Here is a 12,118-nt window from a genome sequence, read left to right as displayed (position 1 = left end):
TGGGCGTTGATTGAATATTCAGGTCAGTAAACCGCATACATTGACGCTGCTGGAGACGGCAAGCGTCAAAACGTACTTCTTAGTAACTCAATGACTTACAACGGCATACTCATTATTTCCTGATAGGCGCTGACCATTTTATTGCGCACCTGCACGCCCAGGTTAAGCGCCAGCGTCGATTTCTGCAGCGATACCATGACATCATTCAATCCGATGCCCGGCGCGCCGCTCATATAGGCTTCAGCCTGGCTTTTGGCGCTGTTTTGCACCTGGTTAAGAGAATGAATACTTTCTGAAAGCAGATCGGAAAAGGGCGAGCTGCTGCCCGTGGCGGCAGTGCTGGAATTATTCAGGCCAGAAGCCTGGCGTGCCTGAAATTGAATTTGATCAATGATGCCACGCATTGAATTAATAGACATCGAAGCCATCCTTCATGAATTTATCCGGCGTAATCTGCTTGCCAGTTGAATCGCAGCATGATAGCAGATAATCGTAATAAATATAATATGAATAGCTGACAGAAATTTTAGCTTATTGCCGCTTAAAGTTACTGTGAGTTTGTACATAATATGCGGCCTGATTTAGCTTCCTCCAATGCTGTAATGGCATGAGTGCTTATCCATGTATGACGCTCTGGTAATTAAAGTCGCGTTTACATTGTGTCATTATTTTTTTTACAGGAACATGGCATGAATGCCGCAACGAACGGTAATAACAAAAAAAGTACACCTGACCTGAAAACAATGCTGGAGCGGCTCCGTTCGAATCCCAGAATAATTTTTATTATTTCGGCTGCCGCGGCACTCTCTATTGTTATTGCACTGGTGTTCTGGGCAAAAACGCCGGACTACCGCGTGCTCTACAGCAACATCAGCGATCAAGACGGCGGCGCAGTGGTCGCCCAGCTCACGCAGATGAACGTGCCTTACCGTTTTGACGAACGTCGCGGCGCCATTTTGGTGCCGGAAGAACAGGTCTACGATTTGCGCCTGAAGCTGGCTCAGCAGGGGCTGCCTAAAGGCGGCTCGGTGGGGTTTGAGCTGCTTGATAATGAGAAATTCGGCATCAGCCAGTTTAGCGAACAGATCAACTTTCAGCGGGCGCTGGAGGGAGAGCTGTCGCGCACTATCGATATGCTCGGACCGGTAAAAGATTCGCGCGTGCATCTGGCGCTGCCGAAAGCGTCGCTTTTCGTAAAAGAGCAAAAAGCGCCTTCGGCATCGGTCACGCTCAATCTTGTCGGCGGAAGAACGCTGGATGAGGGACAGATCAACGCCATTACCCATCTGATCTCTAGCGCCGTGCCCGGCATGACGGCCGATCACGTCACCATTGTCGATCAAAACGGCCATCTGCTGACGCAAAGCGGCGAAGGGGCGACGCAAACGTCCCAGCTCAACTACATCAGCAAAGTCGAAAGCGAATACCAGAACCGCATTCAGGCGATTATCGCGCCGATTGTGGGTAGCACTAACGTTCGCGCTCAGGTCACCGCCAAAATCGACTTCTCCACGAATGAACAGACGGCTGAGCAGTATCAGCCGAACAATTCGCCGGATAAAAAATCGATTCGCAGTCGCCAGAGCAGCGGCAGCGAGCAGGGCGGAAAAGCGGCGACAGGCGGTGTGCCAGGCGCCCTGAGCAATCAGCCTCCCGTGCCGACTTCGGCGCCCATCGTACAGAGCACTTCAGCGGCAGCGGCGAAATCGGCCGAGATGCAGCGCGTCCCTTATAACAGCCATAACGAAGAGACGGTGAACTATGAGCTGGACCGCACGCTGACGCATATTCGTCGCAGCCCAGGCGCCATTGAGCAGCTCTCGGCCGCGGTGGTGATCAACTACCTGCCCGGCAAAGAGGGCAAACCGGTCGCGCTAAGCAAAGAGCAGATGGATCAGATCAATGCGCTGGTTAAAGAGGCGATGGGCTTCTCTTCTCAGCGCGGCGACACGCTGAGCGTGGTCAATTCGCCGTTCAGCGCGCCGGAAGAGGATGTCAGCGTGCCGCTCTGGCAGCGGCCGGAAACCATCAACTGGCTGCTGGAAGCGGGGCGCTATCTGTTTATTGCGCTGGTCGCCTGGCTGCTGTGGCGCAAAGCCGTTCAGCCTTTCTGGATCAGACATCATGAGATGGCCTTGCAGCGGCTGGAAATGGAGAAAGAAGCGCGCCAGGCGGAGCTCGAAGCGCAGCTGCGTAAGAAAGAGATGGCAGAAAAGGCCAGAGTGCAGCAGCGCGTAGACACTGAAATCACAACCCAGCATTTACGCAGTATTGCCGAGCAGGAACCGCATGTTCTTGCCGCTGTAATCCGTAAGTGGATGATTAGGGAGCAGAAGTCGTAATGAACGCAGCTGAAAAATGCGCCATGGTGATGTTAACGCTGGGCGATGAGTGTGCAGCAGAGGTCTTTAAACATCTCAACTCACATGAGGTGACCCAGATAAGCGGCGCGATGTTCAATTTGAACGGCGTCACGCATGACAATCTGGCCAGCGTGATGAAGGAGTTTGAGCGTGATGTCTCAGATTTCACGACGCTCAATTTCAACACCAACGACTACCTGCGCAATGTGCTGGTGAAGGCGCTTGGCGAAGAGCGCGCCTCCAGCCTGCTGGAGGATCTGCTGGATTCGCACTCCAACGTCAACGGCCTGGAAACGCTCAACTTTATGGAGCCGCAGTCGGTATTTGACGTCATTCGCGAAGAGCATCCGCAGATTATCGCCACCATTCTGGTCCATCTGAAGCGCGGCCAGGCGGCTGACGTGCTGGCGAAATTCGATGAGCGCGAGCGTAACGATATTATGCTGCGCATCGCCACCTTTGGCGGAGTACAGCCCACCGCGCTGCAGGAGCTGACGGAAGTGCTGAACAATCTGCTCACCGGCCAGAACATGAAGCGCAGCAAAATGGGCGGGGTACGTCCGGCGGCAGAGATCCTCAACTTGATGAAATCGCAGCAGGAAGAGGCGGCGATCGACGCCGTGCGCGAATTCGATCAGGAGCTGGCGCAGAAAATTATCGACGAGATGTTCCTGTTCGAGAATCTGGTCGATATCGAGGATCGCAGTATTCAGCGCCTGCTACAGGATATCGAGCCGGAGTCGCTGATTATCGCGCTGAAAGGGGCCGAGCCGCCGCTGCGTGACGTCTTCTTCCGCAATATGTCGAAGCGTCAGGCGGATATCATGATGGAAGATCTCAATTCGCGCGGGCCAGTGCGTATGTCTCAGGTCGAAGCGGAACAGAAAAATATTCTTATGATCGCCCGTCGTCTGGCGGAAAGCGGCGAAATCGTCATCGGCGGAGGTGAAGATGTCTACGTCTGATCGCGACCAGTGGCAGCCCTGGCAGCCGGAAAACCTGCTGGTGCAAACGGAGCCGTTACCTGAATTAAGCGAGACGGTCGATCCGCTGTCGGATGCGCAGCTGCAGAGCGAGCTTATGCGGCTTCGCCAGCAGGCAGAGCGAGAAGGCTATGCCGCAGGCGAGAGCCGTGGGCTGGAAGAGGGGCAGCGCAGGGGCTATCAGGCGGGCCTGGAGCTGGGCAAACAGGAAGGGAAGCAGCAGGGAGCCATAGAAAGAGAGGCGGAACAGCAGATGCTGACCCAGCGTTTCGCTCTGTTAATCAATGAATTCCAGGCCGCGCTCGACAGCCTCGATAGCGTGATCCCCGCACGCCTGGTGCAGCTCGCCCTGAATGCCGTGCGCGCCATGCTGGGCAAACAGATCGTTTGCGACACCTCGCTGCTGCTGGAAAAGATCCGTCAGCTGATGCAGGAGAATTTGCGGTTTACCCGGCAGATTGAGCTGTGGGTAAGCAAGGAGGACTTTCCTCTGGTAAGCGAGCAGCTGGGCGAGATACTCAAGATGCACAGCTGGGCGCTGCACGTCGATGAGCAGATGCTGCCCGGCGGCTGTCGCATCACGGCGGAAGAGGGGGAGCTGGACGCGACCCTCGCCACAAGCTGGCAGATGCTAATCGATCTCAGCAAAAGAGATGACGCCGCATGAGTATGCGCCTGAAGAACTGGCTCGACGGCATCGTTAAGCATGAAAAAAAGATCATGACGCTACCGCCTTATCGTCTGTATGGCAGGCTGGTGCGCGCCACCGGCCTGGTGATGGAGGTCATCGGACTGTCGCTGCCCATCGGCACGCTCTGCCTGATTGAGCGCATCGGCGGCGAGGGAAGCGGCACGGTAGAAGGCGAGGTGGTGGGCTTCAACGACGGCGTCCTTTATCTGATGCCGCTGGAAAATGTCGATGGCATTTTGCCCGGCGCGCGCGTTTATGCCTTGCCGGGCGCGCAGATCAACGGTAAGCAGCTCCCGCTCGGCCTCTCTTTGCTGGGAAGGGTGCTGGATGCCAGCGGCCGTCCGCTGGACGGGCTGCCTGCGCCGACGCGACAGGAAGCGGGCTCACTCTTCACCGCGCCTTTTAACCCGCTGCTGCGCGATCCGATTAAAAACGTGCTGGATGTCGGCGTGCGCGCTATCAACGGGCTGCTCACCGTCGGCAGAGGCCAGCGCATGGGCCTGTTTGCTGGGTCCGGCGTCGGTAAAAGCGTGCTGTTGGGCATGATGGCGCGCTATACCAAAGCGGACGTTATCGTGGTCGGGCTGATTGGCGAGCGTGGCCGTGAGGTAAAAGATTTCATCGAAAATATTCTTGGCGAGGAAGGACTCCGCCGTTCGGTGGTGGTGGCCGCGCCCGCCGATGTGTCGCCTGTTCTGCGTATGCAGGGCGCGCTCTACGCCACGCGAATTGCAGAGGAGTATCGCGATCGCGGCATGAATGTGCTGCTGATTATGGATTCGCTGACGCGCTACGCGATGGCGCAGCGTGAAATTGCGCTGGCGATTGGCGAACCCCCCGCGACCAAAGGATATCCGCCCTCGGTCTTTGCTCGCCTTCCCGCGCTGGTGGAGCGTGCGGGCAATGGCATTAAAGGCGGCGGATCGATTACCGCCTTTTATACGGTGCTGACCGAAGGTGACGATCAGCAGGATCCCGTGGCCGACTCGGCGCGCGCTATTCTTGACGGCCATGTGGTGCTGTCGCGGCGACTGGCCGAAGCTGGCCACTATCCAGCTATCGATATTGAAGCTTCGATCAGCCGTGCCATGACGGAATTGATTGACCCGGCACACTATAAAAAGGTGCAGCGCTTTAAACAGCTGCTCTCCGCCTTTCAGCGCAACCGCGATCTGATTAGCGTGGGAGCCTATGCGGCGGGCAGCGATCCCCTGCTGGATGACGCCATTGCTCGCTATCCCGGTATGGAGCGCTTTTTACAGCAGGGTATCCGCGAATGCAGCGACTATGACGCCTCTTTCGCCCAGCTGGACACGCTGTTTCCTGACCAGCCTGACACGGTGAATCACGCCTGATGGCCAGACGTTCCGCGATGGAGATGCTGCGCGAAAAGGCAGAAGAAAAGCTGAATGACACCACGCAGCAGCTCGGCAGCGTGCGGCAAAACTACGAGAAAGCGTGCGCTCAGCTCGACCAGCTTAAAGATTATCAGCTCGACTATCAGCAGCAGCTGGTTGACCGCGCCGCTGGCACCGGGATACCGGTTACACATTTGCTCAACTACCAGGGCTTTATCCACTCCCTGGACAAGGTGATGCAGCACTACGGCGAGCACGTGACAGCCTGCAAGCAGGCGGTCGATCAGGCACTCGGCGACTGGAAAAAGGATTATCGTCGTCTGAATGCATTCAATACGCTTCAACGCCGCGCTGACGAAGCGGCGGAATTAAAAGAGAGTCGGCAGGAGCAAAAGCTAATGGATGAGTTTGCCAGCCAGCGCTTTTCAAGGAAACAATCCGCATGATGGTAGCAAAATTACCGGCGCTTACGCCGACAGAGAGCCGCACGCCCCCTTCTGGTGAGCCGTCGTCACAGGATGGCGAGGCGTTCGCCAGCGTGCTGAAGGAGAAAACCGGCGCGCAGCCAAACCTGCCCGCAGGACATCCTGTTAACGCGCAGGCGGCCAACTTCCCGCCCGCCGCAGAGGCAGAAACCGAGAAAAGTGACAGCAGCGACACGAGCGATGTGGATGCGGCGCTACTCTCGCTGCTCAACATGACGCTGCCTGCTGTGACGGAGAATGGCGAGGCAAAAAATGCGAAGCTGCCGCTCTCCGCAGATCGGGACGATGCCGCCACAGCGGCAACAACGGCCAGCGATCCTCAACCGCTGCCGCTAATCGCAAACGTCGATATCCTTGCGCAGCCGACGGCAGCCCAGCCCGATACGCCGCTGGATAGCGCGCTGGAGGGAGCAGACGCTGCCCCGATAAGCTCAGCGTTGAACGCCAGCCAGGCAGCAGCGCCGGCGATGGTGAAAAACAGCTATCATCCGGCGCTGCAGGCGCACTTTTCCACCGCCTTCGCCGCGCAGTCGGCGTTGAAGCCAACAGAACCTGCCGAGCAGAGTCAGCTGGAGGCATCGCCGCCGTTAAAAAACGCAGCCCAGCCGCTGACCTCGGCCAGTTTAGCGCTGAAAGGGGAGGCGGCCGTCCATGCGGAAGAGCCGAACGTGCGGGCACTGGAACCGGCTATGCCGATAACGGCGGAGCAGCAGGTCAGCAGGGCAGGCGAGAACGAGCCGCTGCAGAATAGCGGCGTGCTGACCGAAACCATGGGGACGCCAGCCTGGCAGCAGTCGATGGGACAGCAAATTGCCTGTTTTGCGCGCAATGGCGTTCAGCACGCCGAACTCCGCCTCCATCCTGAAGAGCTGGGTTCGCTGCAAATCACGCTGCAGCTAAAAAATGAGCAGGCGCAGCTGCATTTTGTTTCAGAAAGCCATCAGGTGCGAGCAGCCATTGAAGCGGCCGTGCCGCACCTGCGCACCTCGCTGGCCGAAGCCGGTATTGAGCTGGGACAGAGCAGTATCGGCGCGGATACCTCTTCTTCCTGGCAGCACTCTGGCGACTCCTCACAGCAGGCCCGACAAAACTTCACCGGCCAGACGCCGCAGGATGAGCGGACGTTACCTGAAGAGCACATTGAAAATGTAGCAAGAACAGTTGTTTATAATAACGGTATTAATACATTTGCCTGACATCGCCGCTTATTTAGCGAAGTGTTAGCACTAATTCTACCTTTTAAATCAATTGTCCTGAGCGCGCTTATAATAGAATGCTGCGTTCATCAGGATGATAATAAGTAGACCTGACAGAGTGATAAACAGGACTTTTCAATATAATGCTAAAACAAAAACAGAAATCGCCTGGGAGCGGAAGTAAACGCTTCTTTATTATTTTACTTATTATGTTAATCATTGCCAGCCTTTGTGGGCTGGCTGGCTATACATTTTATCAGATTAATAATATGAAATCCGCGATGCAGCATAAAAACGCGGATGCGGCTTCGGCTCAGCCTAAGAAAGTGGCGCCGCCATCGCCGCCAATCTATGTGCCGCTGGAGACCTTTACCGTCAGTCTTAAACCTGGAGAAAACGACAGCGATCGCGTTTTATATATCGGTTTAACGCTGCGCCTTAAAGATGAAAAAGCGAAAGCGGCGCTGCAACAGTTTTTGCCGGAAGTCCGCAGCCGTCTGCTGCTGCTTTTTTCTCAGCAAACCGGCGACGATCTGGCAACGGATAATGGCAAGATGGAACTTATAGGGAAAATAAAAGAGGTGGTCAATCGCCCACTGACGGATGAACATGACTTGATTGTCACCGATGTATTATTTAATGCATTTATTCTACGGTAAATTATATGTCTGACAGTCTTTTATCGCAGGCTGAAATCGACCGTCTTTTAAATGGCGGCAGCAGCGAAAGCGACAGCGTGCAGGAAAATGCGGGTAAGGATGATATCCGGCCCTACGATCCTAATACGCAGCGACGTGTTATTCGCGAGCGTATGCACTCGCTGGAAATTATCAATGAACGCTTTGCGCGCCAGTTTCGTATGGATATGTTCAACCTGCTGCGGCGTAACCCAGACGTCACTGCAGGTAATATTAAAATTCAGCCCTATCATGAATTTGCGCGCAATCTTCCGGTGCCGACCAATCTGAACCTGGTGCACATGAATCCGCTGCGCGGAACGGCGCTGTTCGCCTTTTCGCCGCAAATGGTTTCTATGGCAATCGACAATCTGTTTGGGGGAGACGGACGCTTCCCGACCAAACTGGACGGACGGGAGTTTACGCCGACGGAGCAGCGTATTATTCGACGCATTATGTCGATGGCGCAGGCTTCCTATGATGAAGCCTGGAGTTCTATCTTTAAACTCCAGACCGAATATGTGCGTTCAGAAACGCAGATTAAATTTACCAATATTACCTCTTCGCCCAACGATATTGTGGTCACCACACCTTTTTCGGTGGAGATTGGCTCGCACACCGGAGAGCTAAATATTTGCATTCCCTTTAGCATTATCGAACCGCTGCGCGAGCTGTTAACCAATCCGCCGCTGGAAAACTCGAAGCAGGAAAATGCGCAGTGGCATGACACCCTGGCGGTGCAGGTGCGCGATGCGGAGCTGGATCTGGTGGCGAAACTGGCCGAAATTCCAACGCATGTTTCACGCATCATGAACCTGAAAAAAGGGGATGTGATCCCCCTGGATAAACCCGACATTATTGAAGTCTGTTCTGATGGGCATCCCGTATTTAGCGGGAAATATGGACTGGTTAATAAGCAGCTAGCCATCAAAATTGAAAAAATCCTCGCTCCCTCGCTACTTTCTTTCAACAAGGAGAAATAAATAAATGAGCGCCACCAATCCGCCGTCAGAGGCTGACGAGCAATCTATTGACGATCTCTGGGGAGAGGCGATGAGTGAGCAGATATCTGCCGAATCGGAGAGTGCGTTTGTCTCAACCCAGCCTGAAAAGACACTGACTTTATCTGACGATCTCAATCTGGTGCTGGATATTCCAGTCAAAATGACCGTGGAGCTTGGACGCACCAAAATGACCATTAAAGAGCTGCTGCGATTAAGCCAGGGATCGGTTGTGCCACTGGAAGGACTGGCGGGCGAGCCGCTCGATATTTTAATTAACGGTTATCTGATTGCTCAGGGCGAGGTCGTCGTGGTGTCGGACAAATTTGGCGTGCGTATTACTGATATCATCACGCCCTCTGAAAGAATGCAGCGTCTGAGCAGGTAATGAAATCTTTAGTACAACCTCATGTTGAGACCCTGGCCCAGCATAGCGATGCGGTTTCGGCGAGTAGCATGCTGATCAGACTGAGCGGCGCGCTGGCGCTGGTGATCCTCCTGATCCTGGCGATTGCCTGGCTGGCGCGGCGCTCAGGACGGGGCTCCTCGCTCATAAAGGGAAACAGCGCGCTGCTGGTCAGGCATAGCCTGTCGTTAGGCCAGCGCGAGCGCATCGCCATAGTCGAGGCGGGCGATCGCTGGTTTCTGCTGGGCGTCACGCCTGGTTTCTGTCACCCTGCTGAGTGAACTCGACAAACGTTCAGAAGCGCACGCCACTTCTGCTGTACCCCCAGGCCTTTTTCAGCAGGCGCTACTCAGTACGCTGCGCAAAAAAGAGAGAGGGGAGCGATGAGCCGCGCGCTGCGTTTACTGTTGGGTGCGTCAGCACTGTGGTTGCTAACCCTGCATTCTGCATGGGCGGCAAGCGGTGACATTATCATCGGTCACGGCTCGCACGGGGAAAACTGGTCGCTGCCGGTGCAGACGCTGGTTCTGCTGACCGCGCTGACGTTGCTGCCTGCTGTGCTGCTGATGATGACCGGTTTTACGCGCATCATCATCGTTCTCGGGCTGTTGCGCAACGCGCTGGGCACCGCGTCGTCGCCGCCCAGTCAGGTGTTGCTGGGGCTGGCGCTCTTTCTGACTTTCTTTGTGATGTCGCCGGTGTTGACCCAGGTCTATGACGACGCGTGGCTGCCGCTGTCGCAGGACAAAATTAGCCTGGAAGATGCGCTGGCGAAAGGTAGCGTGCCGATGCGTAATTTCATGTTCGAACAGACGCGTGAAACCGATCTGGCGCTTTTTACACGCATCGCGAAGTTGCCTGACTACAACAGTCGCGAAGAGGTGCCGATGCGTATCCTGCTGCCTGCCTTTGTCACCAGCGAACTGAAAAGCGGTTTTCAGATCGGATTTACGATTTTTGTTCCCTTTTTGATTATCGATCTGGTGGTCGCCAGCGTGCTGATGGCGCTGGGGATGATGATGGTGCCGCCAGCTACGATGTCACTGCCGTTTAAGCTGATGCTGTTTGTGCTGGTCGATGGCTGGCAGCTGGTGATCGGCTCACTGGCCCAGAGTTTTTATAGCTAAGCGAGAGATTAACATGACGCCAGAAAGCGTAATGGCCTTGGGTTTTGAGTCTGTCAAGGTCGCTCTGACGATTGCCGGACCGCTGCTGCTGGCCTCCATGTTTACCGGCCTGCTGGTGAGTATTCTGCAGGCATCGACCCAGATAAACGAGTCCACTCTCTCTTTTATCCCGAAAATATTAACGATTATCGTGGTGCTGATTGTGCTGGGGCCATGGATGATGGGCACGCTGATGGATTACATGCATTCCGTGTTTAGCAATATCCCCTACATCATTCGCTAGTATGCACAGCCTTTCCGTCACTGACTTTTACCCGCTTATTAGCCACTACTTCTGGCCATTGACCCGCATGCTGGCGCTTTTCAGTACCGCGCCCGTTTTTAGCGAAAAGGGGGTATTAAAAAAAGTAAAAGTCGGCCTGGCAGCGCTGCTCGCCTTTTTGATCGGACAGAATTTGCCTGATGCGCAGATTACGCTGTGGTCCGTCGCCGGGATAGGGATTACCGCAAAACAGATTTTAATTGGGTCGGCGATAGGGCTGACGGTGCAATTCCTGTTTGCCGCGATGCGCTGCGCGGGTGAGATCATCGGCCTGCAGATGGGGCTCTCCTTTGCCTCCTTTTTCGATCCCTCCGGCAATCAGACCATGCCGGTGCTGGCCCGCATTCTCAATGTCTTGTTTACGCTACTGTTTATTACGCTTAACGGCCATCTTTATCTTATTAAGGTGCTGGCGGACAGTTTTATCCTGCTGCCGGTCAACGCCGCCCCGCTCGGCAACGATGCATTCTTTTTGCTGGTGCAGACGGCCGGCGTTATTTTTAGCTGCGGCCTGAAGATTGGCCTGCCGATGATTGCGCTGCTGCTGGCGTTGAACCTGACGCTTGGGCTGCTTAACCGCCTGACGCCGCAGCTTTCGATATTTGTCATCGGCTTTCCGCTCTCAATCACCCTCGGCATGGTCGCGCTGCTGCTGATGATGTTCGATTTCGGCCCGATATTTGAGAGCAATATGCAGGCAATTTTCTATCAGCTGGACAGCGTTCTGCGCGGCTTTCTCTAAACTTCTTTTGGCTTAATCTGGCAGCGACGGATCGGCGGCGATCATCAGCGCCTTCATCTCTTCGAAATGCTGGCGCGAGAAGTCGGGTATGCCTTCCCAGGCGCGCGCCGTCTTCTCCGCTACCGCGTCGCTGAGGATTTTCAGCGGCTGGCCGGTGGACCAGGCGGTGACCAGAATTTGGCAGGCGCGTTCCAGCGTCCAGATATCGTCGAAGGCTTCGCCGATATCTGTCCCGGTGACCATAACGCCGTGGTTGCCCATCAGCAGGCGGCTTTTGCCCGCCAGCAGGCTAGCCAGCCGCGCGCCTTCCTCTGCCGTGTCTGCCATGCCGCCGTAAAGGGTATCGATCGCCACGCGGTTAAAGTAGCGCGCGGTGTTCTGATCGACCGGCGGGATATGCGGGTCGGCCAGACAGGCGACGCTGGTGGCGTAGATCGGGTGCAGATGCAGCACCACGCGCGCCTCCGGCAGACGTTGGTGGATCTGGCCGTGTATCGACCAGGCGGTGGCGTCCACGTCGTCGCGCTGCGCACAGGCGGCATCGTCCGCGTCGAGCAGCAGCAGATCGCTGGCGCGAATGCGGGAAAAGTGTTTCCACTTCGGATTCAGCAGAAACTGCCGGCCATCCGGGGAGACGGCCGCGCTAAAGTGGTTGGCTACCGCCTCGTGCATGCCCAGATGGGCAATGATGCGAAAGGTGGCGGCCAGATCGATGCGGGTCTGTTCTTCAAACGAGAGCGCCATAAATCTCTCCTGACAGAGGGTAG

Annotated in this window: 15 protein-coding genes; 13 read left to right on the top strand and 2 right to left on the bottom strand. The window is 55.7% G+C overall.

Features of this window, described 5'->3' with window-relative positions; genetic code table 11:
- Nucleotides 1–95: 95 nt before the first annotated feature.
- Nucleotides 96–419, bottom strand: coding sequence for a flagellar hook-basal body complex protein FliE (fliE, locus tag AC6I7Z_RS17155; protein WP_497815071.1), 324 nt, complete (start codon nt 417–419; stop codon nt 96–98).
- Nucleotides 420–689: 270 nt separating this feature from the next.
- Here fliE and fliF point away from each other — a divergent pair, with 270 nt between their 5' ends.
- The 13 genes from fliF to fliR all read left to right on the top strand — a co-directional run bounded on the left by fliF (nt 690) and on the right by fliR (nt 11,351).
- Complete coding sequence (gene fliF, locus AC6I7Z_RS17150; protein ID WP_497815070.1) at nt 690–2,342, top strand: flagellar basal-body MS-ring/collar protein FliF; 1,653 nt, start codon at nt 690–692, stop codon at nt 2,340–2,342.
- Nucleotides 2,342–3,328: a flagellar motor switch protein FliG gene (gene fliG / locus AC6I7Z_RS17145; RefSeq protein WP_497815069.1), complete on the top strand. Its 987-nt coding sequence runs from the start codon at nt 2,342–2,344 to the stop codon at nt 3,326–3,328. Before fliF ends, fliG begins: the two co-directional genes overlap by 1 nt.
- Nucleotides 3,315–4,013 carry a flagellar assembly protein FliH gene (locus AC6I7Z_RS17140; RefSeq protein ID WP_497815068.1) on the top strand — a complete coding sequence of 233 codons (699 nt, stop codon included), beginning with the start codon at nt 3,315–3,317 and terminating at the stop codon, nt 4,011–4,013. The genes fliG and AC6I7Z_RS17140 overlap by 14 nt, the downstream gene beginning before the upstream one ends.
- Complete coding sequence (gene fliI, locus AC6I7Z_RS17135) at nt 4,010–5,392, top strand: flagellar protein export ATPase FliI (protein ID WP_497815067.1); 1,383 nt, start codon at nt 4,010–4,012, stop codon at nt 5,390–5,392. The genes AC6I7Z_RS17140 and fliI overlap by 4 nt, the downstream gene beginning before the upstream one ends.
- Complete coding sequence (gene fliJ / locus AC6I7Z_RS17130; protein ID WP_497815066.1) at nt 5,392–5,841, top strand: flagellar export protein FliJ; 450 nt, start codon at nt 5,392–5,394, stop codon at nt 5,839–5,841. Before fliI ends, fliJ begins: the two co-directional genes overlap by 1 nt.
- Nucleotides 5,838–7,076: a flagellar hook-length control protein FliK gene (locus tag AC6I7Z_RS17125; RefSeq protein WP_497815065.1), complete on the top strand. Its 1,239-nt coding sequence runs from the start codon at nt 5,838–5,840 to the stop codon at nt 7,074–7,076. Before fliJ ends, AC6I7Z_RS17125 begins: the two co-directional genes overlap by 4 nt.
- Nucleotides 7,077–7,219: 143 nt before the next feature.
- Nucleotides 7,220–7,735 (top strand): flagellar basal body-associated protein FliL, encoded by a 516-nt coding sequence (gene fliL / locus AC6I7Z_RS17120; protein ID WP_497815064.1) that lies wholly within the window; start codon nt 7,220–7,222, stop codon nt 7,733–7,735.
- A 5-nt stretch (nt 7,736–7,740) separates the two neighbouring features.
- Entirely contained in the window at nt 7,741–8,736 is a 996-nt protein-coding gene (gene fliM, locus AC6I7Z_RS17115) for a flagellar motor switch protein FliM (protein WP_497815063.1), read from the top strand.
- Nucleotides 8,737–8,740: 4 nt separating this feature from the next.
- Complete coding sequence (fliN, locus tag AC6I7Z_RS17110; RefSeq protein ID WP_497815062.1) at nt 8,741–9,142, top strand: flagellar motor switch protein FliN; 402 nt, start codon at nt 8,741–8,743, stop codon at nt 9,140–9,142.
- A 68-nt stretch (nt 9,143–9,210) separates the two neighbouring features.
- Entirely contained in the window at nt 9,211–9,441 is a 231-nt protein-coding gene (fliO, locus tag AC6I7Z_RS17105) for a flagellar biosynthetic protein FliO (RefSeq protein WP_497815061.1), read from the top strand.
- Between the two features lie 102 nt (nt 9,442–9,543).
- Entirely contained in the window at nt 9,544–10,287 is a 744-nt protein-coding gene (fliP, locus tag AC6I7Z_RS17100; protein WP_497815060.1) for a flagellar type III secretion system pore protein FliP, read from the top strand.
- A gap of 13 nt (nt 10,288–10,300) precedes the next feature.
- Nucleotides 10,301–10,570, top strand: coding sequence for a flagellar biosynthesis protein FliQ (gene fliQ / locus AC6I7Z_RS17095; RefSeq protein ID WP_497815059.1), 270 nt, complete (start codon nt 10,301–10,303; stop codon nt 10,568–10,570).
- A 1-nt stretch (nt 10,571) separates the two neighbouring features.
- A complete protein-coding gene (gene fliR, locus AC6I7Z_RS17090; RefSeq protein ID WP_497815058.1) occupies nt 10,572–11,351 on the top strand; it encodes a flagellar biosynthetic protein FliR in 780 nt (259 codons plus the stop codon).
- 12 nt (nt 11,352–11,363) lie between these two features.
- On the opposite strand, the gene AC6I7Z_RS17085 is transcribed toward fliR, so the two are convergent.
- Complete coding sequence (locus AC6I7Z_RS17085) at nt 11,364–12,095, bottom strand: class II aldolase and adducin N-terminal domain-containing protein (RefSeq protein ID WP_497815057.1); 732 nt, start codon at nt 12,093–12,095, stop codon at nt 11,364–11,366.
- Between the last annotated feature and the right edge of the window lie 23 nt (nt 12,096–12,118).

It is taken from the genome of Pantoea sp. X-Soil-MYKO-1289 (genome assembly GCF_059730625.1).
The sequence above is the reverse complement of the archived record's forward strand: the minus strand, read 5'-3'. Positions and strand labels throughout refer to the sequence as shown.